The organism is Exiguobacterium chiriqhucha RW-2 (genome assembly GCF_000416965.1).
Classification (GTDB): domain Bacteria; phylum Bacillota; class Bacilli; order Exiguobacteriales; family Exiguobacteriaceae; genus Exiguobacterium; species Exiguobacterium chiriqhucha.
Map to the genome: position 1 here is coordinate 461,201 of NZ_ATCL01000020.1, position 24,875 is coordinate 486,075.

The 24,875-nt window shown below is 54.9% G+C and carries 27 protein-coding genes; 25 read left to right on the forward strand and 2 right to left on the reverse strand.

Going from position 1 to position 24,875, the window contains the following annotated elements:
• Position 1 precedes the first annotated feature (1 nt).
• The 10 genes from aroA (at position 2) to M467_RS26490 (ending at position 7,818) form a co-directional block, all read left to right on the forward strand.
• Positions 2-1,252 (forward strand): 3-phosphoshikimate 1-carboxyvinyltransferase, encoded by a 1,251-nt coding sequence (aroA, locus tag M467_RS26445; protein ID WP_021067204.1) that lies wholly within the window; start codon positions 2-4, stop codon positions 1,250-1,252.
• Between the two features lie 36 nt (positions 1,253-1,288).
• Entirely contained in the window at positions 1,289-2,560 is a 1,272-nt protein-coding gene (locus M467_RS26450) for a tetratricopeptide repeat protein (RefSeq protein ID WP_021067205.1), read from the forward strand.
• Between the two features lie 24 nt (positions 2,561-2,584).
• Entirely contained in the window at positions 2,585-3,118 is a 534-nt protein-coding gene (locus M467_RS26455) for a ReoY family proteolytic degradation factor (protein WP_021067206.1), read from the forward strand.
• Between the two features lie 165 nt (positions 3,119-3,283).
• Positions 3,284-3,724, forward strand: coding sequence for a DUF2487 family protein (locus M467_RS26460; RefSeq protein WP_021067207.1), 441 nt, complete (start codon positions 3,284-3,286; stop codon positions 3,722-3,724).
• 110 nt (positions 3,725-3,834) lie between these two features.
• Complete coding sequence (locus M467_RS26465; RefSeq protein ID WP_021067208.1) at positions 3,835-4,338, forward strand: QcrA and Rieske domain-containing protein; 504 nt, start codon at positions 3,835-3,837, stop codon at positions 4,336-4,338.
• 15 nt (positions 4,339-4,353) lie between these two features.
• The gene (gene qcrB / locus M467_RS26470) at positions 4,354-5,025 is read left to right on the forward strand and encodes a menaquinol-cytochrome c reductase cytochrome b subunit (RefSeq protein ID WP_021067209.1); all 672 of its coding nucleotides are present in this window, start codon (positions 4,354-4,356) and stop codon (positions 5,023-5,025) included.
• Positions 5,026-5,058: 33 nt separating this feature from the next.
• Complete coding sequence (locus M467_RS26475) at positions 5,059-5,853, forward strand: menaquinol-cytochrome c reductase cytochrome b/c subunit (RefSeq protein WP_021067210.1); 795 nt, start codon at positions 5,059-5,061, stop codon at positions 5,851-5,853.
• 99 nt (positions 5,854-5,952) lie between these two features.
• Positions 5,953-6,567: a DUF1405 domain-containing protein gene (locus M467_RS26480; protein ID WP_021067211.1), complete on the forward strand. Its 615-nt coding sequence runs from the start codon at positions 5,953-5,955 to the stop codon at positions 6,565-6,567.
• A gap of 38 nt (positions 6,568-6,605) precedes the next feature.
• Positions 6,606-7,289 (forward strand): zinc metallopeptidase, encoded by a 684-nt coding sequence (locus M467_RS26485; RefSeq protein ID WP_021067212.1) that lies wholly within the window; start codon positions 6,606-6,608, stop codon positions 7,287-7,289.
• A 64-nt stretch (positions 7,290-7,353) separates the two neighbouring features.
• On the forward strand, positions 7,354-7,818 hold the full coding sequence (locus tag M467_RS26490; protein ID WP_021067213.1) for a GreA/GreB family elongation factor: 465 nt from the start codon (positions 7,354-7,356) through the stop codon (positions 7,816-7,818).
• A 43-nt stretch (positions 7,819-7,861) separates the two neighbouring features.
• Here M467_RS26490 and M467_RS26495 read toward each other — a convergent pair whose 3' ends face one another.
• A complete protein-coding gene (locus M467_RS26495; RefSeq protein WP_021067214.1) occupies positions 7,862-8,737 on the reverse strand; it encodes a YitT family protein in 876 nt (291 codons plus the stop codon).
• Positions 8,738-8,848: 111 nt separating this feature from the next.
• Here M467_RS26495 and bshB1 point away from each other — a divergent pair, with 111 nt between their 5' ends.
• The 15 genes from bshB1 (at position 8,849) to M467_RS26570 (ending at position 23,807) form a co-directional block, all read left to right on the forward strand.
• Positions 8,849-9,532: a bacillithiol biosynthesis deacetylase BshB1 gene (gene bshB1, locus M467_RS26500; protein WP_021067215.1), complete on the forward strand. Its 684-nt coding sequence runs from the start codon at positions 8,849-8,851 to the stop codon at positions 9,530-9,532.
• On the forward strand, positions 9,529-10,650 hold the full coding sequence (gene bshA / locus M467_RS26505; RefSeq protein ID WP_021067216.1) for an N-acetyl-alpha-D-glucosaminyl L-malate synthase BshA: 1,122 nt from the start codon (positions 9,529-9,531) through the stop codon (positions 10,648-10,650). Before bshB1 ends, bshA begins: the two co-directional genes overlap by 4 nt.
• A complete protein-coding gene (locus M467_RS26510) occupies positions 10,647-11,786 on the forward strand; it encodes a CCA tRNA nucleotidyltransferase (RefSeq protein WP_021067217.1) in 1,140 nt (379 codons plus the stop codon). Before bshA ends, M467_RS26510 begins: the two co-directional genes overlap by 4 nt.
• A complete protein-coding gene (locus tag M467_RS26515; protein ID WP_021067218.1) occupies positions 11,759-12,721 on the forward strand; it encodes a biotin--[acetyl-CoA-carboxylase] ligase in 963 nt (320 codons plus the stop codon). The genes M467_RS26510 and M467_RS26515 overlap by 28 nt, the downstream gene beginning before the upstream one ends.
• Before the next feature lie 218 nt (positions 12,722-12,939).
• Entirely contained in the window at positions 12,940-13,776 is an 837-nt protein-coding gene (gene panB / locus M467_RS26520) for a 3-methyl-2-oxobutanoate hydroxymethyltransferase (protein ID WP_021067219.1), read from the forward strand.
• Entirely contained in the window at positions 13,773-14,603 is an 831-nt protein-coding gene (panC, locus tag M467_RS26525; RefSeq protein ID WP_021067220.1) for a pantoate--beta-alanine ligase, read from the forward strand. Before panB ends, panC begins: the two co-directional genes overlap by 4 nt.
• A gap of 5 nt (positions 14,604-14,608) precedes the next feature.
• Positions 14,609-14,992 carry an aspartate 1-decarboxylase gene (panD, locus tag M467_RS26530; RefSeq protein WP_021067221.1) on the forward strand — a complete coding sequence of 128 codons (384 nt, stop codon included), beginning with the start codon at positions 14,609-14,611 and terminating at the stop codon, positions 14,990-14,992.
• Between the two features lie 107 nt (positions 14,993-15,099).
• Positions 15,100-17,910, forward strand: coding sequence for an ATP-dependent DNA helicase DinG (gene dinG / locus M467_RS26535; RefSeq protein ID WP_021067222.1), 2,811 nt, complete (start codon positions 15,100-15,102; stop codon positions 17,908-17,910).
• Positions 17,911-17,976: 66 nt separating this feature from the next.
• Positions 17,977-18,162 (forward strand): YpmA family protein, encoded by a 186-nt coding sequence (locus M467_RS26540; protein WP_021067223.1) that lies wholly within the window; start codon positions 17,977-17,979, stop codon positions 18,160-18,162.
• 29 nt (positions 18,163-18,191) lie between these two features.
• Positions 18,192-18,635, forward strand: a complete 444-nt coding sequence (locus tag M467_RS26545; RefSeq protein WP_235045185.1) for a hypothetical protein — start codon at positions 18,192-18,194, stop codon at positions 18,633-18,635.
• Positions 18,636-18,656: 21 nt separating this feature from the next.
• Entirely contained in the window at positions 18,657-19,844 is a 1,188-nt protein-coding gene (locus M467_RS26550; protein WP_021067225.1) for a pyridoxal phosphate-dependent aminotransferase, read from the forward strand.
• 20 nt (positions 19,845-19,864) lie between these two features.
• Positions 19,865-21,166 (forward strand): asparagine--tRNA ligase, encoded by a 1,302-nt coding sequence (asnS, locus tag M467_RS26555; protein WP_021067226.1) that lies wholly within the window; start codon positions 19,865-19,867, stop codon positions 21,164-21,166.
• A gap of 59 nt (positions 21,167-21,225) precedes the next feature.
• Entirely contained in the window at positions 21,226-21,813 is a 588-nt protein-coding gene (locus M467_RS26560; protein ID WP_021067227.1) for a DnaD domain-containing protein, read from the forward strand.
• On the forward strand, positions 21,813-22,475 hold the full coding sequence (gene nth / locus M467_RS26565) for an endonuclease III (RefSeq protein WP_021067228.1): 663 nt from the start codon (positions 21,813-21,815) through the stop codon (positions 22,473-22,475). The genes M467_RS26560 and nth overlap by 1 nt, the downstream gene beginning before the upstream one ends.
• Before the next feature lie 105 nt (positions 22,476-22,580).
• Positions 22,581-23,807, forward strand: coding sequence for an MFS transporter (locus M467_RS26570; RefSeq protein WP_021067229.1), 1,227 nt, complete (start codon positions 22,581-22,583; stop codon positions 23,805-23,807).
• 37 nt (positions 23,808-23,844) lie between these two features.
• Here the strand turns inward: M467_RS26570 and M467_RS26575 are convergent, their stop codons facing one another.
• Entirely contained in the window at positions 23,845-24,696 is an 852-nt protein-coding gene (locus M467_RS26575) for a DUF3800 domain-containing protein (RefSeq protein ID WP_021067230.1), read from the reverse strand.
• Positions 24,697-24,875 lie beyond the last annotated feature (179 nt).

Below are 24,875 nucleotides of genomic sequence, written 5' to 3' on the forward strand. Positions count from 1 at the left end.
GATGGGATTGAACGGATTGATACGCGTACCGAGCGATAAGTCGATCACGCACCGGGCGTTATTGCTCGGGGCCGTGGCGCACGGACAGACGACGGTGTACGACCCGCTCCTCGGTGAGGATTGCCGGTCGACGCTCGAGGCGATCCGTCGTTTGGGCGCACAAGTCGATGAACAAGCGGAACGACTCGTCATCACTGGCAGCCCGTCGCTCACGTCGGCGGAACTCGATTGCGGGAACTCCGGCACGACGATGCGTCTCTTGACGGGACTGCTTGCAGGCTACGACGGTACGTTCACGCTCACCGGCGACGCCTCGCTCTCGAAGCGACCGATGCGACGCGTCACTGCCCCGTTGCGCGCCATGGGAGCCGACCTTGCAGGTGACGTCGCTCCGCTCCACATCCGCGGGCGGGCGTTGACGGGCATCGATTACACGTTGCCTGTCGCGAGCGCGCAAGTGAAATCGGCCATCTTATTGGCTGGACTCCGTGCGGACAGCCCGACGATCGTGCGCGAGCCGGTCTTGTCTAGGGATCATACCGAACGCATGCTGCCGCTGTTCAACGGGCAGATTGACATCACCTCGGAAGAGGGGGTTCGGACGATTCGGCTGTCGCCGTCCGTCCTGGAAGGCGCGACGGTGGCCGTACCGGCTGATCCGTCCTCGGCCGCCTTTTGGTGGGCCGGGGCCGCGCTCGTCCCGGATAGTCGCGTCACGACGACCGACGTCTGTTTGAACGAGACACGGATTGGCTTTTTGCGCACGCTCGAACGGATGGGGGCGCACGTTGACGTGACGAACGTCCGCGCACTCGGAGAAGAATCGGTCGGGGACGTCACCGTGTCGACGAGCACGCTCCACGGCATCCGGTTGGACGGGACCGCCATCCCGCATCAAATCGACGAGTTGCCATTATTCGCCCTCGTCGCGTCGCAGGCATCGAGCCCCTCGTCGGTCCGGGATGCGGGGGAGCTTCGCGTGAAAGAGACGGACCGGATTCAGACGGTCGCGAGCGAATTGAAGGCGCTCGGTGTCGACCTTCGCGAGACGGATGACGGCTTTGACGTCTATCCGAGCCGTTTGCACGGGGGACACGTCTCCTCGCACGGAGATCATCGCTTGGCGATGATGCTCCAAATTGCGGACTTATTGACGACGGAACATGTGACGATTGACGACGTCGAGGCAGCGGACGTGAGTTACCCGCGCTTCCGTGACGATTTACAACGACTCGGTCGTGAGATAGAATAACGTCAATACGAGTAGCCGCTAGGAGGAATTTTGACGATGTTAGACGAAACAGAATTAAACCATATCATTGAGATGCTTGAAAAAGGTGAGACGGAGCATGCCCTCATGCATCTCGAATCGCTCGAGAAGGAAGGGTCGGACGAGGACCGGTTGGCCATCGCCGATCTCTACCTCGAACTCGGCCTCGCCGATCGGGCCGTCAAGTTGCTCGCGGCGCTATATGTCGATTATGCGGGCAACCCGCACGTCGCCTTGTCGCTCGCCGAGGCCTACTTGGACAGTGACCGGGAAGAAGAGGCGATTGCCGTCCTCGAGAAAATCGATACGACGGACAAGGAAGCGCATATGCGCAGTCTCGTCCTCCTCGCCGATTTATATCAATCACAAGGGTTGGACGAGGTCGCCGTCAAGAAACTGATGGAGGCGCTCGAGACGAACCCGGACGAACCGCTCCTCATCTACGGATTGGCCGAGTTGTACGCGTCGATCGGCTCGTTCGAACAGGCGGTCCCGCTGTACGCGCGTCTGCCGCACTTGCGCTTGCCGGAAGAACTCGATTATCAGGCCGATTACGCGGAGGCGCTCACGATGATCGGCTCTTTCGAAGAGGCACTCGATGAGTATGAGAAGGCGGAAGACCGCAACTTGAACACGATTTTCGGTCACGCCATGACGGCCCACCGCATCGGCCGTGACGAAATTGCCGTCAAACAGTTTGAGTCGCTTCGCTCGATGGACCCCGACTTCACGTCGCTCTATCTGCCTTACACGGAAGCGCTCGACGAACTCGGCCGCTTCGATGAGGCGCTCGAGGTGATTGGCCAAGGGATTGACCGCGACGACTATAACGATGAGTTGCGCACGGTAAAAGCGAAACTGTTCTTGAAACAAGGTCGGACAGATGAGGCGGTCACGGAATTGCGCGAGGCTCTCGCGTTGAATCCGGAGTCGCTTCAGGCGACTGAGCTGCTCTTATCGGTCTTGTTCGAAGGTGGGGACATGGAGGCCGTCCTCGAGACGATCGATGCGCTCGAGGAACATTCGACTTCCCCGCTCATGACATGGTACAAGGCGAAAGCGGCCTATGAACTTGAAGACTATGATACGGCCGTCACGTTATACCGGTCGATCGAGCAAGTTTATAAAGAGGACGTGTCATTTGCGATTGAATGGGCTACACTATTGATAGAAGAAGGACAGCGTGACCAAGCGCAACGAGTGCTCGAGCAAACGCTTGCGCTCACTGTCGATGTCGATGACCGCCAAGCACTTGAAGAGCGGCTCGAACGGTTGACGGATCACGATTAAACGATATAAAGGAGATGGGGTCATATGGTCGAGCGGAAAAGAACATTTTTAAAGCGATTCCTCGCTCATCATACGCTTCGTAAACGAGAAGCCAAGTGGATTATCGACTACTGGCTCAGACATCCAGAAAAACTCGGGAACGTTCATTTCGTCACGAACGCCTCGGTCTCACCGCGCAGTTTGATCATGACGGCGTATGGATTTGACGGCGAACCGTTCCGTTACCGTCGGGGTGACCTCATCACGGTCAATCCCGAGAAGGCGTATCACGACATCCGGCTCCACGACGGCGCCATCTACGTGGAGTTGAACTTTCAAGGCATGATGATTGATGAGCTGTGGATTGATATCGTGGAATTGAATCCGTTCGAACCCGTCGCCGAAGTGAAAGACGAAGTGACGACGTCGGCCCAGACGGTCATTCGGGCCTCGGTTGCCCAGTTCGAGGAGGAGCGTCTGCTCGTCGAAATCGATAAGGCACTCGACCGACGGGACGAGAAATTGTTCCGCAACTTGACGAGCCAGCTCCATCAAGTCCGAGCCTCAAAATTATTTTAATAAAAACAAGCGCTTCCGTTATGGTAAGCGCTTGTTTTTTGGTATATTAATGACGTAGGAATACACAATAATTTCACATTTCGTTCATAAGTTTCGCAGAGGGAACGATTGTAGGTACGCTACAATGAACATAATGATGTATGTCTAATGGAGAGGAGGAGGAAGATGAGGTTCGATGGTCTAGACGCGATGAAGTCGCTCTCAGAACGCCAATACGTCGATACGCTCGTCGTCCCGCTCGTCGAACTGGCGTTTGATGAGGACATGGTGCGCAAAGCCGAAGGAAACGAAGTCATCCAGGCGGTGGCACTTGAAACCGAGCGCCAATTGTCCGGCCGGACGATGCTAAGCCCGACAATCAGTTATGTCGACGCGGAGGCAGGGCGTGCGCTCGCCGAACAAGTTACTGTTCAGGCGACGGCATCGGGGTTTACCCACGTGTTGTTCATCTCCTCGGATTTGCGCTTCAAGGGCTCTGAACTGCCGATTATTTTCGTTCCGCCGCTTGCGTTGAAAGGCATGTCCGGCGAGCAGTCGCACACGATGGTTCAAAATTTTGCGACGCAAGTCATTACCGATCTTTCGAGCCGTTGGATGGCGACATGAAGCGGTTGACGTGGAGGTTTTATTGATATACTATTTTGTTGAGTGAGAAATTTTTGTGAAGAATGCATAAAGAATTATGGGGTTATGCACACGAATGAGGGGGGAACGAAATGGCTCAAAATGGGTCAAAAGTCACACGCCGTCAGTTCTTAACGTATACGTTGACTGGTGTAGGTGGCTTTATGGCGGCAACATTGATCAGTCCGATGGTCAACTTTGCGATCGATCCGGTCTTAAAAAAATCGGGAGCGGGCGATAAAGTAAAAGTCATCAGTCTTGATGACATCACGACTGAGCCGCAACGTGTCGACTTTAAGAAACAAACGCAAGATGCTTGGTATGAATTTGAAGAAACGCTTTCGGCGTGGGTATTTAAAGATGAGAGCGGCGAAATCATCGCCTTGTCTCCAATTTGTACGCACCTCGGCTGCCAAGTAGGATATGGTGGAGACCCGACTCGACCGACAGAATTCTTCTGCCCGTGTCACTTCGGTCGCTATGAGAAAGATGGAACGAACATTCCTGGTACGCCTCCGACTGCACCACTTGCACGCTACGAAAAAGAAGAAAAAGACGGCTTCCTATACTTGGGCAGTCCAGTCGCACAGTTGTGAGAGGGGGAATAGTCGATGTTACAAAAAATTTATGATTGGGTCGATGAACGCGTCGACATCACGCCGTTATGGCGCGACATCGCTGACCATGAAGTTCCAGAACACGTCAACCCTGCCCATCACTTTTCAGCATTTGTTTATTGCTTCGGCGGTCTGACGTTCTTCACGATCGTGATTCAAATTCTGTCAGGGATGTTCTTGACGATGTACTATGTACCAGACATCATCAACGCGCACGCGTCGGTGTACTATCTTCAAAACGAGATCGCGCACGGACAAATCGTTCGTGGGATGCACCACTGGGGCGCATCGGTTGCGATCGTCATGTTGTTCTTACATACGCTCCGCGTATTCTTTACCGGGTCGTATAAGAAACCTCGCGAACTCAACTGGGTCGTCGGTGTTCTCTTGTTCTTCGTCGTCTTGGCGCTCGGTCTTACAGGGTACTTGTTGCCGTGGGATATGAAAGCGTTGTTCGCGACGAAAGTTACACTTCAAATTGCCGAGAGTGTCCCGGTCATTGGTGGTATCGCCAAAACGCTTCTCGCCGGTGGCGAGATCGTCGGCGCACGGACGCTCACGAACTTCTTCGCCATTCACGTCTTCTTCTTACCGGCGGCCTTGTTCGGACTCCTCGGAGCCCACTTCTTGATGATTCGTAAGCAAGGGATCTCAGGACCGCTATAAGCCGATTCGAAGACAAAAAGGAGGAGAAACGATATGCATCGCGGTAAAGGGATGAAATTTGTAACCGACTCTCGAGTAGGAATCTCGAATCGGAAACAAAATATTGCTAAAGACTATTCAGAGTATCCAGGACGCACGGAAGCGTTCTGGCCGAACTTCTTGTTGAAAGAGTGGATGGTCGGTTCGGTCTTCTTGATCGGATTCATCGCCTTGACGATTGTCGAGGCCCCACCGCTCCAAAACATCGCCGATCCAACGAACACGTCATACATTCCGCTTCCGGACTGGTATTTCTTGTTCTTGTATCAATTGCTCAAGTATCAGTTCGCAGCAGGGGATTGGATCTTGCTTGGAACGGTCATCTTGCCAGGGGTCGCTTTCACGGCGCTCTTGATCGCACCATGGCTCGACCAAGGACTCGAACGCCGTCCGGCGAAACGTCCGGTCGCCATTAGCTTCATGTTGCTCGGCGTGTTGTCGATTTTCTACTTGACGTGGGAATCGGTTCAAACGACGCACTGGGATCAAGTTCATGAACAAGGGATCTTGGAAGTTCCGGGCGAGGGCCCTGAAATCGATACGGCCGCACCTGGCTATGAGATTTACTCGGCTCAGTCTTGTGTGAACTGTCACGGTCAGAACCTCGAAGGCGGGGCAGCAGCTCCTGCACTCGTCGGCACACAGTATACGGCCGAAGAGATCGCGGATATCGCGGTCAACGGTGTCGGTACGATGCCAGCCGGTCAATGGGATGGTTCGGATGAAGATCTCCAAGCCATGTCTGAATTCATCGCTTCATACGGTGAAGGCGGCGAAAACAACCAATAATCGATTGGTTCAAGAAGCGTGGCCCGTCTAACGGGTCACGCTTCTTTTTACTTCGCCTCCGTTGCGCTACAATAGAGAAAAAAAGGATGGAATACACGAATGATACATATGTTACGCCCGATTCTCACCCATCGGACCGTCTTGGTGCTCCTGTTCATCATCAACTTGTTCGGAACGATTTACGGATATGTCTGGTATGAGCCCCAGCTCCGTGACACACCGCTCATCTATTGGCCGTTCGTGCCGGACAGTCCGACGGCCTCGCTCTTCTTCACGGTCGTGCTCGGCTTATGGATTGCCGGGAAGAAGTCACCCCTCATGGAGACGCTCGCCTTCGTGACGCTCATCAAATACGGGGTATGGGCCGTCATCATGAACATCTTGTTCTTACGGGAACTCGGTCCCGATGCCGAGACGTTCACCGTGCTCATGGCCGTCATGCTGATGGTGTCACACGGGGCGATGGCGTTCCAGGCGCTGTTGTACGCACCGTTCATGACATGGACGGTCCGCTCGTTCGTCTTGACGCTCATCTGGGTCATCCATAACGACGTCGTCGACTACGTGCTCGGACAATGGCCGCGTTATCCGTCACTGGCCGAACATATCGCCTGGATCGGCTACGGGTCGTTCTGGTTGACCGGAATATGTTTTTTTATGGGATACCACATCATCCTACGCACTTCGCTTGATAATAAGTTCATTAGAATGTAAAATCAGATTATCAAATACACGCAGAGGTGATAGAGAACATGTCATTAGGTGGCTATATTTTCTATCTTGCACTGATTATGCTCATTCCGTTATGGGCCCAGATGCGAGTGAAAAGTACGTACAAAAAGTTTCTCCAACAACCGATTCAAAGCGGAGTCACGGGTGCACAGGTCGCTGACTTCATCATGAAACAAAACGGCGTTCATAACGTCCGGATCGAGATGGTCGATGGTTTGATGAGTGACCATTACGACCCGGTCAATAAAGTCGTCCGTCTGTCGCGCGAAGTGTATCAAGGCGCGACGATTTCATCGGCTGCGATTGCGGCCCACGAGATCGGCCACGTGATTCAAGATGCATCCGACTATAAGATGATGCGTGTCCGTCACCGTCTCGTCCCGGTCGTGAACATCACGTCGAACTTGTCGTTCCCCCTTCTCTTAGGTGGTTTCTTGCTCGGCGCGATGGGCCTCGCCCAACTCGGTGTCATCATGATGCTCGGGGCGGTCGTGTTCCAACTCGTCACGTTACCTGTCGAATTCGATGCCTCGAAACGGGCTATGGCTGAATTGACGAGCCACGGCATCGTCACGGCAACGGAAGAGTCGGGCGCACGCAAAGTGCTCAACGCAGCGGCTTGGACATATGTGGCGGCCACACTTGTCGCCGTCGCCGAACTGATCCGCTTGGCGCTCATCGTCTTCATGCCACGTGATGAGTAGAATCAAGGGTCCCGTCCACGTGACGGGACTTTTTTTTTAATTTTGCTTTCGAAAGGAGTAGCAGATGAATCAACCACAATTGACGAAAGCGGGACGGCTCCGCTTACAAGAACAGCTGGAGACGTTGCGCGGGGATAGCCGGCATGAGGCGCTCGAACGCGTCAAGACGGCCCGAAAGTTTTGTGATTTTCGTGAAGACGTGACGTACGTGGAGGCGGTCCGGGAACAAGAGCGGATTGAGACTAAAATTATCGAACTGGAGCGTCTGCTCGCCGATGCCGTTATCGTCGACGAGGGTCGGCCCGACGTCGTCGCGTTCGGGAGCCGAGTCGTCATTCGGGAATTACCGGACGGGAATGATGAGACGTATCGCCTCGTCGGTGAGCTCGAGGCTGATTTGGCGGAAGAAACGATTTCCGTATCGTCCCCGCTCGGTAGCGGGTTGATGGGAGGCGTTGTCGGTCAATCCGTATCAATCGCTTCACCGGGCGGCCCACTTGATTTTGAGATTGTCCGAATCGAACCATAATGAAACGCCCCGTTCATCCGAACGGGGCGTCGTTTGTCGTGACTTATTTCAGCGGGACACGGTTCTCATCGAACGTGAACCCTTCACCGCCGACCTCATAGACGTGGTGGAACGTGACGAAGGCGTGCGGGTCGATCTGTTTGACGATCGTCTTCAACCGATTGACTTCGTTTCGTCCAACGACGACGTATAGCACTTCGAGCTCTTTATTCGAATAGCCGCCCTTGGCGAGGAGCCGTGTCGTCCCGCGGTTCATCGTGGCGTGAATCCCGTCAGCGATGGCCGTACGATGGTCGCTGATAATCATGGCGGCCTTACCGGCGTATGTCCCTTCTTGCATCGAGTCGATGACGCGGGCGCCGATATAGACGGCGAGGAGTGTGTACATCGCCTCGCGAATATCGAGATACGTCAAACTGAGGACGATGACGAAAAAGTCGAACACGAGGAACGTCTTGCCGATTGACCATCCGACGTAACGTTGGACGAGTCGGGCGATGATATCGACGCCTCCCGTCGTCCCACCGTTATTGAAGATGATGCCGAGACCGACCCCGATGAAGAGACCGGCGAATAGACTCGCGAGCACCATATCGTCCGTCAAATCGATGATTAGATTCGAGTACTTGGCGATGAGGGCGTACCAGAGCGAGAAACTGAACGTCCCGATGAGCGTATAGATGAACGTCGTCCGCCCGAGCAGCTTGTAGCTGACAAAAAAGAGCGGGATGTTGAGCGCCAAGTTCGTGATCGATGGCGACCAGTCGAACAAACCGCGCAGAATCAAGGTGATGCCCGTGAATCCGCCTTCCGCCAAATTGTTCTGGACGTTGAAATGATAGACGCCGAACGCGAAAATAAAGGAACCAATTAAAATAAAGAATATATTGCGAAACCGAATCGGTAATTGTACCGTCATTTGGTTCACCTCCCACCTAGTAGCGTACTCGAAAAACCTCTCGATTGACTACCCTCTACATATGACATTCCGCGATGAGTCCGATATACTTTTCACAGAAGAGGTGATTTTATGAAAATAGTAGCAATTGGGGCCCATCCGGACGATATCGAAATCGGAATCGCCGGCATGACCGCCCAATGGACCAAGGCCGGGGTCGACGTTCTATACGTCGATTTGACGAGAGCGGAGCTGTCTTCGAATGGGGACGTCGTCACGCGCGGCACCGAAGCCGAAACGGCCGATCGGGTGCTCGGCATCCGTCGCATCAATCTCGGGTTCCCGGACCGGGGCCTGACTGGGGACGCAACGCAAATCGAGGCGATCGTCCGATTGATTCGGTCCGAGCGTCCGACACACGTCCTGTATCCATACGGCATCGACCGCCATCCCGATCACGGCGCCTGCGCCCGACTCGTCGAGGAGGCGCTCTTTAATGCCGGAATCCGTAAATACATGCCCGACGTCCCGGCATATCGGCCGTCGAGTGTCTATCAATATATGATTAACGCCCATACGACACCGGACGTCTGCATCGACATCACGGGGACAATCGAGCAAAAACTTGACGCCTTGCGTGCCTATGCCAGTCAGTTCACACCGGTCGACGGCGTGGCAACGCCGCTCACGGACGCCTATCTCGAACGGGTATTGGCGCGGGAACGTCACTTCGGTAGCTTAATCGGGACCGCATATGCGGAAGGGTTGATGACGAGCCGTCCATATGTGGTCCATCAGGCAGGTGAGCTCACATGAGTCTACGAATCGGAGTTCTCTGTTATCCGTCGGTCGGGGGTTCGGGCATTCTCGCCACCGAGCTCGGGATGAAACTCGCCGACCGGGGCCATGACGTCCATTTCATCACGTCGAGCATCCCATTCCGATTGAACGCTTATCATCCGAATATCACGTTCCACCAAGTCGAGATCAATCAATACTCGGTGTTCCGGTATCCACCGTACGACATCACACTGGCGTCGAAGATTGCGAGCGTCATCCGGGCGTTCGGCCTCGATGTCATCCACGCCCACTATGCGGTGCCGCACGCCGTCTGTGCCGCCCTCGGGCGCGAGATGGCGGGGACGAAGACACCGATCGTGTCGACACTCCATGGCACGGATATCACCGTGCTCGGCGAAGATGAGGAATTGAAGCCGGCGATTTTGTACGGCTTACGCCAATCAAACGCCATCACGGCCGTCTCGGACAGTTTGAAGCAAGAGACGCTCGAGCGGATCGGGTCCGACTTATCGATTGACGTCATCCACAACTTCATCGATGAGGCGGTCTATCAACCGCAGGCCGACACGTCCCTCCGCGAACGGTATGGCTTGTCCGATCAAGACCGGGTCGTCATCCATATCTCGAACTTCCGGCAAGTGAAGCGAATCGATCTCGTGCTCGAGGCGTTCCAGCAGATGAACGTCCCACATAAGAAACTGCTCCTCGTCGGCGACGGTCCGCTCATGGGAGCGATGCGCCGCCTCGTGAGCGAAATGGGACTCGAAGAGCAAGTCATCTTCGCCGGGAAGCAAGAACAAGTGGCGGCGCTCTTGTCGATTTGCGACGTCCACATCCTGTTATCGGACAAAGAGGCGTTCGGTCTCGTCGCGCTCGAGGCGATGGCGACGGGCGTCCCATCGGTCGTCAGCGATGCGGGCGGATTGCCGGAAGTCATCACTGACGGCGTGGAAGGGTTCGTCGTCAAACGCGGCGACGCGCTCGCGGCGACGAGAGCGCTCGAAGCGATTTTGCTCGACGGGGAACTGCATGCACGCTTCCGCACGAACGGGCTCGAACGGGCCAAACAGTTCGCGTCGGCCGATATCGTCACGGCATATGAATCGCTTTATGAACAGGTGGTGCGCCCATGACGGAATGGGAATACGCCAAACGGATTATCGAGACGATTAACGCCCACGGCGGCGAAGCGTATATCGTCGGGGGGGCCGTCCGCGACTATATGCTCGGTACGCTTCCGGATGACATCGATATCGCCACGTCGCTCTTTCCGGACGAAGTCATGCGCTTGTTCCCGAAATCGGTACCGACCGGAATCGATCACGGCACAGTGACGGTCATTCTCGACCATCATCCGTTCGAAGTGACGACGTTCCGGTCGGAAGGGACGTATTCGGATTCGAGACGGCCCGACCACGTGTCGCTCGGCGTCTCGCTCGAGGAGGACATGAAACGGCGCGACTTCACGATGAACGCGATGGCGTTCCACGATGGCAACGTCGTCGATTTGTTCGGCGGTCGGATGGATCTTGAGGCGCGTGTCATCCGTACCGTCGGCAGCCCGTACGAACGCTTCAATGAGGACGCGCTCCGCATCATGCGGGCGTTCCGCTTCATGGCCCAGCTCGATTTCCGTCTCGATGATGACGTGCAACGAGCTTCCCGCGAACTCGGTCATAAACTGCAAGACATCGCGATGGAGCGGGTCGCCATCGAGTTCGAGAAGTTGATGGTCGGTCCGGCGTATCGAAAAGCGCTGGCGGCGATACTGGACCTCGGCATCCATCAGTATTTACCGAACGTCTCGGCAGAACTGATTGAGCGCGTCATCGCCGACAGACGGACGCCGGTCAATCCGGTCGGCGGCTGGGCGCTGTTCGTCCATCATGCCGCTGCAACCGATTGGTTGACGCCGTGGAAACGCTCGAACGCGCTGAAACGGGAAGCGAACGTGCTCGCCCGGTTGTTCACGACCGGCCTCGACACGTTCACGATTTACGAGACGACGACGGCGACGCTCTCGACGTATCTCGACATGTCGGGTCGGACGGAGACGGCTGAACAGTTGAAGCGGCAGTTGCCGATTCAATCGCGCCGGGAGCTTCGCTTCGACGGCCGTGATGCGCTCCAAATCGGGGCCAAGGGCCCGCTCATCAAACAAGTGCTCGCCCACGTCGAACGGCTCGTGCTGGACGGCGAGCTCGCCAACGAACCGGAACCGTTACGAAAGGAGGCGAAACGATGGCTTCAACACGCGGAAAAGTATTAAACCTGTTGCAGGACGGGACCGTCTGGAGTGGTCAGGAGTTGGCCCGTCAATTAAATATTTCACGTACCGCTATTTGGAAGCATATCGAGACGTTAAAACAAGATGGGTATGCGATTGAGACGATTCCTCGAAAAGGGTATCAATTGTTCGGCCAGACCGACCGACTCGATGAGCCGGCGTTCGTATCGTTCCGAAAAGGGCGGTTCGGACAAACCGTCCATGCGTTTGATCAAGTCGATACGACCCAACGCATCGCCCATGAATTGGCGCAAAAGGGCGTCCTCGAAGGAACGCTCGTCATCAGCGAGGAGCAGACAGCGGGACGAGGCCAACTCGGCCGGAACTGGTATAATCCGAGCCACGTCAATATCGCGGCGAGTGTCATCCTGCGCCCGGCGCTGCCGATTCGCGACGCCTCGAAGCTGACGCTCATGGCGGCGAGCGCGTTCGCGCGCGCTTTGCACGCGCAAGGTATCCCGGCCACCATCAAATGGCCGAATGACTTGTTGCTCAATGGGAAAAAAATCGGCGGCATCTTGACTGAGATGCAGACGGAGGGTGACCGGATTCAAGCCGTCATCCTTGGGTTCGGGTTGAACGTCAATAGCGATGTCATCCCGGACGAGCTCGCCCATCGCGCGACGTCCATCAAGCTGGAAATGAATCAGACGTATCGGAGAAGCGAGTTGCTCGCTCACTTGCTCGCCGAGCTCGAGACGGAATACGATTTGTTCCTCGCGTCAGGATTTGATTCTGTGCGCGCCCATTGGCTCGAACACGCCGCTTATCTGAACGAACCGGTGACGTTGACGGCGTCAGGGAAGCCAAGACGCGGGACGATGCGCGGCATTTCAGAGGATGGGGCACTCCTGTTGGAACATGAAGGAACGGTCGAGCCGATTTACTCTGCCGAGATCGCAGTTTGGAATGATTGATGGAAACGGGTTCGTGGTCTATAATGAATGTGCCGGACGCTATCGCTCGCGAAGTGTACCAGCACTGCAGACCGTCACTACATTTTTTTGTCTGCCTTGATCATTTTGACAGGGACAGAAGGACACTCATCTACTTGAGATTGTTTTCGTGCGCCTTCTTACCATTCGTGTAGGAAGGCGTTTTTTCTAACCTGTCTCCACATTAGGAGGAGAACTATATGCATACGATGACTTCGTTATTGAAGAAGATGAAGCAAGAAGAGAAATTGGTCATGTTGACCGCCTACGATTATCCGTCAGCGAAACTGGCCGAGGCTGCAGGCGTCGATATCATTTTAGTCGGGGATTCGCTCGGGATGGTCGTGCTCGGTTACGATTCGACGATTCCTGTGACAATCTCTGACATGGTCCATCACGCGAAAGCGGTTCGCCGCGGGGCCCGTGACACGTTCGTCGTCGTTGATATGCCGTTCGCGACATACCACGGTGATTTCGACCGCACGCTCCAAGCGGCCGCGACGTTGTTCCAAGACGGACAGGCCGATGCGATTAAACTTGAAGGGGCTGGCGAGGTGCTTGAAACGATCGAGCGTCTGACGAAAGTCGGTATGCCGTGTGTCGCCCACCTTGGCCTCACTCCGCAATCTGTCGGTGTGCTCGAAGGTTATAAAGTACAAGGCAAGTCGCTCGAAGACGCAGAACAGTTGATTGCCGATAGCCTCGAGGCGGAGCGGGTTGGCGCAAAGATGCTCGTCCTCGAATGTGTGCCACATCAATTGGCCAAAAAGATTGCCGAGGCGCTCAGCATCCCGGTCATCGGAATCGGTGCGGGTGCCGATGTGGATGGCCAAGTACTCGTCTATCACGATATCTTGAAATATGGCGTCGACCGCCTTCCAAAGTTCGTCGAGGCATATGCCGACGTGAATGAAGTGGCGACGACGGCAATCCGCAATTACGTCGATGCGACGAAAGACGGCTCGTTCCCGCTCGAACGGCACACGTTCACGATGGATGAGTCATTGCTCGACACGCTCTACGGGGGCAAGGCATGAACATCGTCACGACCCCACGTTCGTTACAAGAAGCATTGACAGGTGTCGGGACGATCGGTTTCGTCCCGACGATGGGTTATTTGCATGAAGGGCACCTCAGTCTCGTCGAAGCGGCCAAGTCAGAAAACGACCTCGTCGTCATGAGCATCTTCGTCAACCCGACCCAGTTCGGACCGAACGAGGATCTCGACCGCTATCCGCGTGATTTCGAGCGGGACGAGGCACTCGCCCGCGAGGCAGGTGTCGACGTCTTGTTCTACCCGAACACGGAGACGATGTACCCGCTCGACATGGCACGTGTGACGGTGCGCACCGGCGCTGACGTCTTATGCGGGGCCAGTCGTCCCGGTCATTTCGATGGCGTCTTGACCGTCGTTTCGAAGCTGTTCAATCTCGTCCGTCCGACCCGCGCTTACTTCGGGTTGAAGGATGCGCAACAGGTCGCTCTAATCGAAGGCTACGTCCGCGACTATTTCGTCCCGGTCGAGATTCGCCGCTGTGCGATTATCCGTGAACCGTCGGGCCTTGCGAAATCGTCCCGTAACGTCTATTTGTCGGAGTCAGAGAAGGCGGATGCGAGTGACATCAACCGTGCCTTGATCGAGGCGCGAGACGCCCTTGCGCAAGGTGAGGCGATTCGAGACGTGATGGCACGGCTCGAGGACCGCTTGAAGAACATTCCGAATAGTACGATCGACTATGTCGAAATCAAAGACTATCCGACGTTGACCGAGGTGACCTCCGCGTCAACCGAACTATTGATTGCTGTAGCGGTGCAGTTCGAACGGGCCCGCTTGATTGATAATGTGATTTGGAAGAGAGGATGAATCCAATGATTCGAACATTTATGCACGCAAAACTACACAAGGCGACCGTCACCGAGGCGAACTTACATTACGTCGGCTCGATCACGATCGATGAAGATTTAATGGATGCGGTCGGGATCATGGAAAACGAGCATGTCCACATCACGAACAACCATAACGGGGCTCGCATCGAGACGTACGTCATCAAGGGCGAACGAGGTTCAGGTGTCGTCTGTTTGAACGGGGCTGCGGCCCGTCACTTCCAAGTCGGGGACGTCGTCATTATCATGGCGTACGGTCAAATGACGGCCGAGGAAGCGAAACAACATCGTCCGAAAGTCGCCGTCTTGAACGAGCGAAACGAGATCGATCAACTTCTATACGAAGAAATCGCCCATACGATTTTATAAGACGAACGGGGATGTCCGCGAGAGGCATCCCCGTTTTTTCGTGTATCGTTCTATGGTAAGATGAGACAGACAGAAAGCACGAGCGTGCCGAAGATGGGATGGATGTTATGGACACCTATGTGATAGTGGATTTGGAGACGACTGGTCATTCCGTCAAGTCCGGCGACGAATTGATTGAATTTGCGGCGGTGGTCGTTCAAGGGAGTGAAGTGATTGAGCGCTACAGTACCTTGATTCGTCCGAGTCGCCCGATCCCGCCTTTTATCACGCAGTTGACGACGATCACGAATCAAGACGTGGCGGAAGCCCCGACGTTTGAGGAAGTGATCCCAGATATATGGAAGATGCTAGACGGGCGGATTTTTGTCGCCCATAACGTATCGTTTGATTTGAATTTTTTGAATGAAAGCTTAGAGTTGGCCGGGTATATCCCGTTCCAGGGCCGGGCCATCGACACGGTCGAGCTGGCACGGATTCTATACCCGACGCTCGAGAGCCACGCACTTGAGTCGCTCGCCGAGACGTTCAACCTCGTCCACACCGACGCGCACCGCGCGCTGAGCGACGCCGAGGCAACGGCTGAACTGTTCGTTCGTTTGGTCGAGCGGTTGCGCGCGTTACCGCTCGTCACGTTGAAACAATTGCGGCGGTTGTCCGAATCGTGGACGAGCAACGTCGAGCCGCTGCTCGATGAGTTGATCATTCAAGTCGGGATTCGAGCCGACGACGAGACGACGTACGATATTCATCGGAAAATCGCACTGAGACGTCTCGTCGACACGTTCGAACCCGCCGTCGAACGCGAGCCGTTCGAGCCGTTCCTTCACCGGACGATTGAAGAGACGCTCCCGGCATTGTTCGGGCAATTCGAACCGCGTCAAAGTCAATTCGAGATGATGCGCCACGTCTATAAAGCGCTCGATGACGAAGCGACACTGTTAATCGAGGCGGGAACAGGGACCGGAAAAACGTTGGCGTATTTGATTCCGAGCGCACATCACGCGCTCGAGACGAAACGACCGGTCGTCGTCAGCACACATACGATTCAATTGCAGGAACAGCTGTTGACTCGAGATTTGCCGATTTTAAAAGCGATTTTCCCTGAAGTCGAATTCACGTTGTTGAAAGGGAGACGCAATTACATCGACCTCCGCAAGTTCGAGATGATTCTCGAGGAGGCGAACGAAGGCTTGCTCCCGGCGATGTGCAAGGCGATGGTACTCGTCTGGTTGACCGAGACCGTGACAGGCGACTTGGAAGAGTTGTCGCTACCGGGTGCGGCGTCACAAGGGCCGGCCTCGTTCAAACGGCTCATCCAAGCCGACGCGGCCTCGGACTTCGGGCGTTTCGACCCGTGGTATAGCCGGGACTTCTTCACCCGGGCCGTCTTGCGCTCGAAAGAGGCCGATATCATCGTGACGAACCACGCCTTATTGTTCTCTGATTTGCAGCATCAGGCCGGGATTCTTCCGACCGATACGCCGCTCATCTTAGATGAGGCCCATCAAGTCGAGGAAGTCGCGTCGCATCACTTCGGTGTGACGTTCGACGCGATTCAGTTCGACCGCTTGTTCAAGTGGTTCGGTTACGGCGCCGATGGCAAGTTCCATTCACGCGTGCTCGGACTCGCTGATTTGACGGCCGTCGCGGAAGAAGCCGAGGCGTTCAGCAAGGCGACCGATCAAGCGCTCGCCCGCGTCGACGATGAACTGAACGATTTGCTCACGGCGCTCCAGTCGCTCGGTAAAAAGCGGGAGCAACGTCAAACCGTCCGCTTCGAGCGGGAAGGGGAGCCGTTCCGTCCGATTCGGGAAGTGGCGAAGCGACTCGAAGACCGTCTGCGGACACTCCGGACGACGCTCCGGCAACTGCATCGGCTTCTCGATGAGCATAAAGAACATATGACGTTCAAACAACGGGCCGTGCTCGGGGATTTGAAGGCGTTCATCGGGGACGTGCGCGATATCGAGAGCGTGCTCTACGAGACGATGCTCACGCGGGATGACGATGCTGTCAGTTGGGTCGAACTCAACCTGGCCAACCGTAAGTTGACTTCGGTGTATACGCAACCGGTGGAAATCGGTCCGCTCTTGCATGAACGACTGTTCGCCAAGCGTCCGACCGTCTTGACGTCGGCGACGATGACCGTTTCGGGCCGATTCGGATTCATCGAACGCCGTCTTGGACTCGACGGCGAAGATGTCCGTCGCGTCGTCCTGGCGTCACCGTTTGATTTCAAGAAACAAGCGAAACTGTTCGTGCCATCCGACATCCCGCTCATCAACGAGGTTCCGTTGCCGCGGTTCGTCGAACAGATTGCAGGCTCGATTGCCCAAATCGCCAATGTGACGAAAGGACGGATGCTCGTCTTGTTCACATCGAACGAATTGTTGCGCTTGACGCATGAGGCCGTCAAAGACCAGCTTGATGAGGGCTATACGCTCCTCGCCCAAGGCGTCAGCGGTGGATCACGTAGCCGTTTGACGAAACAATTCAAGCGCATCGACCAATCGATTTTGTTCGGGACGGCCAGCTTCTGGGAAGGCGTCGACATTCCGGGCGAGGCACTCACTTGCCTCATTATCGTCCGACTCCCGTTCGCCCCGCCCGACCAACCGGTCATGCAGGCGCGGTCCGAGAAAATCGAGGCGACAGGCAAATCGTCATTCTTCGAGCTGTCACTCCCGCAAGCGGTCATCCGCTTTAAACAAGGAGTCGGCCGTCTGATTCGCTCGAAAGAGGATTACGGCGCCATCTTCGTCTTCGACCGTCGTGTCGAGACGACCCGTTATGGGAAGCAGTTCATTAACAGTTTGCCGGCCGTCGACCGAATCGACGGTCCGCTCGAGACCGCACTCGCCGAACTGGAGCTGTTTTTAGACGAGAAAGAAAAGACCGGCCTAGGAAATCAGAGATAACGCTAGGCATCGTGATATTATCGTTTTATAATAATGGGTATAGTGTTTTTTGAAGGAGGAGTAATCATGAATTCGAATATCGAGACGTTGGCGACGGTTCGAATCGAGCCGACGGCAGATGTATACAAAATTGTCGACTTGTTGAACCGCACGTTGAAGGGCCAAGATTTAATGTTCGGTCTTGCTTTAGAGAAAAAAGTGAATGATCCGAAGAAAGAAGAGATGGTGTTCACCATCTATCGGACGGAATGACACGGAAGACCAAAGTAGTGGTTGCGTTCATGACGGCACTCATCGGTGTCGTCATCGTATTTAGTGGCATCTATTGGTTCACGGTCGGTCATACCGAGCGCACGAAAGACAAGATGATCGAGGCGGCACGCGAGCGTCTCGAGACCGAGCAACCGTCCGTCAACATCGAACGGGCCGAGCTGTACAATGGGACGGAACCGTACGTCGTCTTCGAGGAGACGGATCAAGTCCAGTTCGTGCCAGTCGATGACAAGTTGCCGATTGTGACGCGTGACATCGCGTCGGTCGACCTCGATCAAGTCTGTGCCGAATCGGTCGCAGAAACGGGCGGGTCACTCGTCAGCTGTAAATACGGGTTCGACGAACGGGCCTTGATTGAGGTCGTGACGAAATCGGGCGCATCGTATACGTATTCGTATTATACGCTCCAAGCGGGCGAATTTATTCGACGGGTCCAATTGACGGACTCGTAACGAAACCAAGGGGGAGTTTTTGTGGAACATCTATTGGCACAACGTGTAAAGCAGTTGACACCTTCAACGACACTCGCCATCACAGCGAAAGCGAAAGCGTTAAAGGCTTCGGGACAAGACGTCATCGGCCTCGGCGCCGGGGAACCGGATTTCAATACGCCGGAACGCATCATCGAGGCAGCCTGTCAGGCCGCGCGCGATGGTGACACGAAATATACGCCATCAGGCGGAACGGTCGAATTGAAAGACGCGATCATCGAGAAGACGAAGCGCGACAGCAACTTGACGTTCACGCGTGCGGAGGTCATGGTCGCCTCAGGTGCGAAGCATGCCCTCTATACATTGTTCCAAGCGATTTTAGATGAAGGCGACGAGGTCATCATCCCGGTACCGTACTGGGTCAGCTATCCGGAGCAAGTGAAGCTCGCGGACGGTGTCCCGGTCTACGTCGATACGAACGAGTCGACGATGTTCAAATTGACGCCAGAGTTGCTCGAGGCGGCCATCACGGATCGGACGAAAGCGGTCATCTTGAACAGTCCGTCGAACCCGACTGGTATGATTTATACCGAGGCCGAGCTGTCGGCACTCGCGGACGTCATCAAACGACACGACTTGCTCGTCGTCAGTGACGAGATTTATGAGAAACTCGTCTACGGCGATGCGGAGTTCGTCTCGATCGCGACGCTTCCAGGGATGTTGGAGCGGACGATCATCATCAACGGCGTCTCGAAGTCACACGCGATGACCGGATGGCGCATCGGTTATGCGGTCGGCGATAAGACGATTATCGAGGCGATGACGAACCTCGCATCGCACTCGACATCGAACCCGACGTCAATCGCTCAAGCGGCGGCGGTCGAAGCGTATAACGGGCCACAAGACGACGTCGAGATGATGCGTGTCTCATTCGCGGAACGACTCGAGATCGTTTATGAGCGTTTGATTGCCATCCCAGGCATCACATGCTTGAAGCCGCAAGGCGCATTTTACTTATATGCCAACGCCAAAGAGGCGGCATCGATGAGCGGGTACGACTCGGTCGACGCATGGTGTGAGGCCGTGCTCGGCGAAGCGTTCGTCGCCCTCGTCCCAGGCTCAGGTTTCGGACAGGACGACTACGTCCGCTTGTCTTATGCAACAGAATTGAAACGGGTATTAGAAGCGCTCGATCGAGTAGAAGACTTCATTACACGTAACGCTCGATAAGCGAAAGGATGGATATGGATATGACAACAATTTCAATCAGCCAATTTAAAGATTACGAAGGCCAGACGGTCCGCGTCGGAGCCTGGATCGCCAACAAACGTTCGAGTGGAAAGATCGCTTTCCTTCAACTTCGTGACGGGAGCGGTTTCGCTCAAGCCGTCGTCGTCAAAGCGGATGTAGCCGAAGAGTTGTTCGCACTCGCTAAAGGCGTGACGCAAGAAACTTCGGTCTGGGTCACGGGTACGGTCAAATCGGACGGCGGACGCACGCCGCTCGGCTTCGAGCTCGAAGTGACGGCGATGGAAGTGATCGCGGAATCGGTCGACTATCCGATCACACCGAAAGAGCACGGCACCGAGTTCTTGATGGACAATCGTCACCTTTGGCTCCGTTCGCGTCGCCAGCACGCGATCATGAAAGTTCGTAACGAATTGATTCGGGCGACGTATGAGTTCTACAACCAAGAAGGTTTCGTGAAAATCGATCCACCAATCATCACGTCGAGTGCACCGGAAGGCACGACTGAGTTGTTCGAGACAGATTACTTCGGACAACCGGCCTACTTGTCACAAACGGGCCAGCTATACATGGAAGCTGCCGCGATGGCACTTGGCAAAGTATTCTCGTTCGGACCGACGTTCCGCGCCGAGAAATCGAAGACGCGCCGCCACTTGATCGAGTTCTGGATGATCGAGCCGGAGATGGCATTCTTCGACCACGACATGAGCCTCGAGCTCCAAGAGCGCTACGTCTCGTATATCGCCAAATCGGCGCTCGAGAACTGCCGCAACGAATTGGAACTGCTCGGACGCGACTTGTCGAAACTTGAGAAAGTCCAAGCACCGTTCCCGCGTGTCCGTTACACCGATGCGATCAAGTTCTTGAAAGACGAAGGCTTCGACGACATCGAGTACGGCGACGATTTCGGTGCCCCGCACGAGACGGCCATCGCCAACGCGCATGACCTCCCGGTGTTCATCACACATTGGCCGAAAGACATCAAGCCGTTCTATATGAAAGTCGATCCGGAAAACCCGGAACTCGTCCTCTGTGCCGACTTGATCGCACCGGAAGGCTACGGCGAGATTATCGGCGGTTCGCAACGTGAAGACGATTACGACCGGTTGAAAGAAGAAATCATCAAAGAAGGTCTCGATGAGACGGACGCGTACGACTGGTACCTCGAACTCCGCAAATACGGATCGGTCCCGCACTCTGGCTTCGGTCTTGGCCTTGAGCGTACGGTCGCCTGGATTAGCGGGATTGAGCATATCCGCGAAGCGATTCCGTTCCCACGCCTTTTGAACCGCATTCACCCATAATCGCCAATCGGGGATGACTTCGTCTTCCCCGATTGATTTGTCTAGAAAGGATGTGCGACATGGATGCACATAATCTAATCAAGCTGTTCGAACAAAATCCAGTCGTCGTTCCGAGAAAATTGTTCACGGAGGCGCGTCGCCTCAACTTGAGTCCGGTCGAGTTCAATCTCGTCATCCACTTGCTTGAGATGACAGGGGAAGGCATTGAGATGCCGCTTCCGAGCGAACTCGGAGACCGGATGAACGTGGCCGAGAGCGAGGCTCGTTCCGTCTTGCTCGGCTTGCTCCAAAAAGAGTTGATCGCCATCGATGCGTCGACCGAGGTTGAACGATACAGTCTGCTCCCGTTGTTCCTTGCACTCGAAGAAGGGGCGACACCTGAAAAATCGGCTCATTCGTTAAATGAGAACATCATTCATACGTTTGAGCGCGAATTCGGGACGATCACCCCGTTCGAGATCGAACAGATTGTCGGTTGGTTGACCGAGGACGGCTTCAGTGAAGAGCTGATTATGGCCGCGCTTCGGGAAGCAAAGCTTCGCAACGTACGCAACTTTAAATATATGGACAAGATTCTCAGAGTGTGGCAAGACCATAACGTCGAGTCACTCGAGGACCTCGTCGATTATCAACGGAGGAAAAAGTGATGTTGACGAGAGCCCAATTGACCGAAGTGTCTGACACGATGCGTCGCATGTTCCCGGACGCCCACTGTGAGTTGACGCACCGTAATCCGTTCGAGCTTGTCGTGGCCGTGGCGTTGTCGGCGCAGGCGACCGATGCACTCGTCAACAAAGTGACGCCTGGTCTGTTCGAGACCTATCCGACCGTCGAATCGATGGCCGCTGCTGACGTCGCCGACATCGAGGCGTTAATCAAGCGCATCGGTCTCTATCGGAACAAGGCGAAAAACGTGAAGGCGCTCTCGATGCAAATCGTGGAACGTCACGACGGGATCGTCCCGTCGGATCGCGAATCGCTCGAGGCGTTGCCTGGCGTCGGACGGAAGACGGCGAACGTCGTCTTGTCCGTCGCGTTTCACGAACCGGCATTCGCCGTCGACACGCACGTCGAGCGCGTCTCGAAACGTCTCGGCATCTGTCGTTGGAAAGATAACGTCCGTCAAGTCGAGGACACGCTCATGAAGAAGTTCCCGCGCGAAGAATGGTCACAGCTCCATCACCAGTTCATCTTCTTCGGCCGCTATCACTGCAAAGCGCAACGTCCTGCTTGCGAGACATGTCCGCTACTCGATATGTGCCGCGAAGGGAAGAAACGAATGAAGTCCAAGCAAGCGACCGGACAATGAACGGAAGCGTCTTCCTGATCACGAGATCGGGAAGACGCTTTTTATACGTACGGGGGTATTTTTTGATATACTCAATCCAGCAACCAGTTGGCAAGGAGGATGTATATGAATCAACCACGTATCGGCGTCCGAGAAAATCGATTCAATTTTATACTGCTCGTCGTGACAAACTTCTTTGTCGGATCGATGGTAGGGCTTGAGCGGACGATCTTGCCTATTATCGGAGAAGAGGATTTTGCTCTCATCTCGACGAGTGCGGCACTCTCGTTTATCATCAGTTTCGGATTCTCGAAGGCGGTCGTCAATTACTTCGCAGGAGCCATCGCCGACCGATACGGTCGCAAAAAAGTGCTCATCTTCGGTTGGGCAATCGGGCTCCTCGTTCCCGTGCTCGTCATATCAGCATCGGCATGGTGGGTGATTATCGTGGCGAATGTCTTGCTTGGGGTCAACCAAGGGCTGACGTGGTCGATGACGGTCAATATGAAAATTGATTTGGCCAAACCGACGGAGCGGGGACTGGCGGTCGGACTGAATGAGTTCGCGGGTTATATTGGCGTCGCCGTGATGGCGGCGGTGTCCGGGATGGTTGCCGTCACATACGGCAGTCGGCCGGAACCGTTCTACATCGGTGTAGTCGTCGCCTTGATCGGTCTCACGTTATCGTTGTTCGTCCGCGATACGACGAAACAATTACAGCTTCAGTCTATAGGTCAACCTGAAAAGACACGTTCGCCGAAACAGGTATTCCTGGCGACGACATGGAGAAATCGTTCGCTCTCGAGCCTGACGGTAGCCGGTCTGTCGACCAATTTGAAGGACGGCATGGCATGGGGCTTGTTCCCGATTTATTTTGCCGCCCAAGGGCTGAGTCTCGCGGAGATCGGGCTGATCGTGGCGCTCTACCCCGCGGCATGGGGCTTCTTTCAACTGTTCACCGGTGTGTGGAGCGACCGCATCGGACGAAAAGGGTTGATTGTCGCAGGGATGTGGGTTCAGGCCGGCTCGCTATGGGCGATTCTCGTCATGACCGACTATTGGCAATGGGTGTTCGCAGCGGTCATGCTTGGCATCGGGACGGCGATGGTCTATCCGACGCTCCAAGCCTCAATCAGTGACGTCGCCGAACCTTCGTGGCGCGCCTCGGCGATGGGCGTCTATCGTTTTTGGCGCGACAGTGGCTATGCGTTCGGGGCTATATTCGCCGGGCTGTTGACCGATGTCTTGTCCATCGGCTGGGCAATCGGATTGGTGGCCGTGATCCCGTTTTTGGCCGGCCTCAACGCGCTCATTCGTTTGCGGGAGACGCTCCCGGGCTTGCGCCGAACATAAAAACTGCCTTGCCGAATGATGATCGGCAAGGCAGTTTTTAGTGATTCCACGGATGGTCGCTCCATTCGCGGCGCTTTTTCGTAATCGGTACTTTTTTGAATCCCCAGTTGCGGAAATCTTGGTCAGGACTTTCTTTACGAATGTAAATCTTGTCCTTGATGGCTTTGAAGATGCGGTTCTCATCCCCATAATGGACGAACCGTGGTTTTACTTCGATGACGCCGCGACGCACGCGCGAGAGCGGGAGGCAGACGAGGTCAGCGATTTCGAGACCCGACTGATACACCGTGTTCTGCTTCTCTGAAAAGATGAAGCCTTTGATTTTTTGACGGCTCTTCTCGACGTCGAGATGGACCGTCCCCGAATTGAAGATATCGAAGAACGCTTTTTGGATGAGCAAGTTCTGATAGTCATCCCGTGACTCCAAGACGACGCGGGCGCTGACGGCTTCCGTCTCTTCCAAAAACGCATAGAACGACTTCATCAAGTGAGCGAATGCGACGACGTACGGGTCTTTCGGTGTCGAGTAGAAGTCATGGAGCTTTTGTTTATCGACCTCGACGCTGACGATCGTACAGTCGATATCGCGCAAGAAATCAGGCAACTTGTTCCAGAAATCACGAAGCATATCGATCGTGATGCCGTCTTCTTTCCCGTACGGATGCTCGGCTTTTAAAATCTCTTTTAAATGGAGCGGGATATTTTCTGTCTTGAACACGTCGCGTTTGAAGGCGTGTAACCGACGTTTCAATTCGCAAGGCATGCCGGCCTCGTCGGCATCAATTGCATATTTATATTCCATCAATACGCCGGTCAGATTGAATTGCGTGTTCCCCTTTGGCGTTCCCGTCTCATCGACGAACATGACATACTTCTTTTGTGTTTCCATCTTACTCCTCCAACCATGGCTCTACTGCTTATAAAAGCGGGCCTGCTAATTGTTTATCAACCTTGGGTTACACTATTTATTGCACACTTTTTAGAAACTTCCGTCAATCTGCGTTTAATCCGCCCTGATTATGGCTAATAAGTAGAAGACTTATTTCAGAAAAATAAATAGCTTCTCCG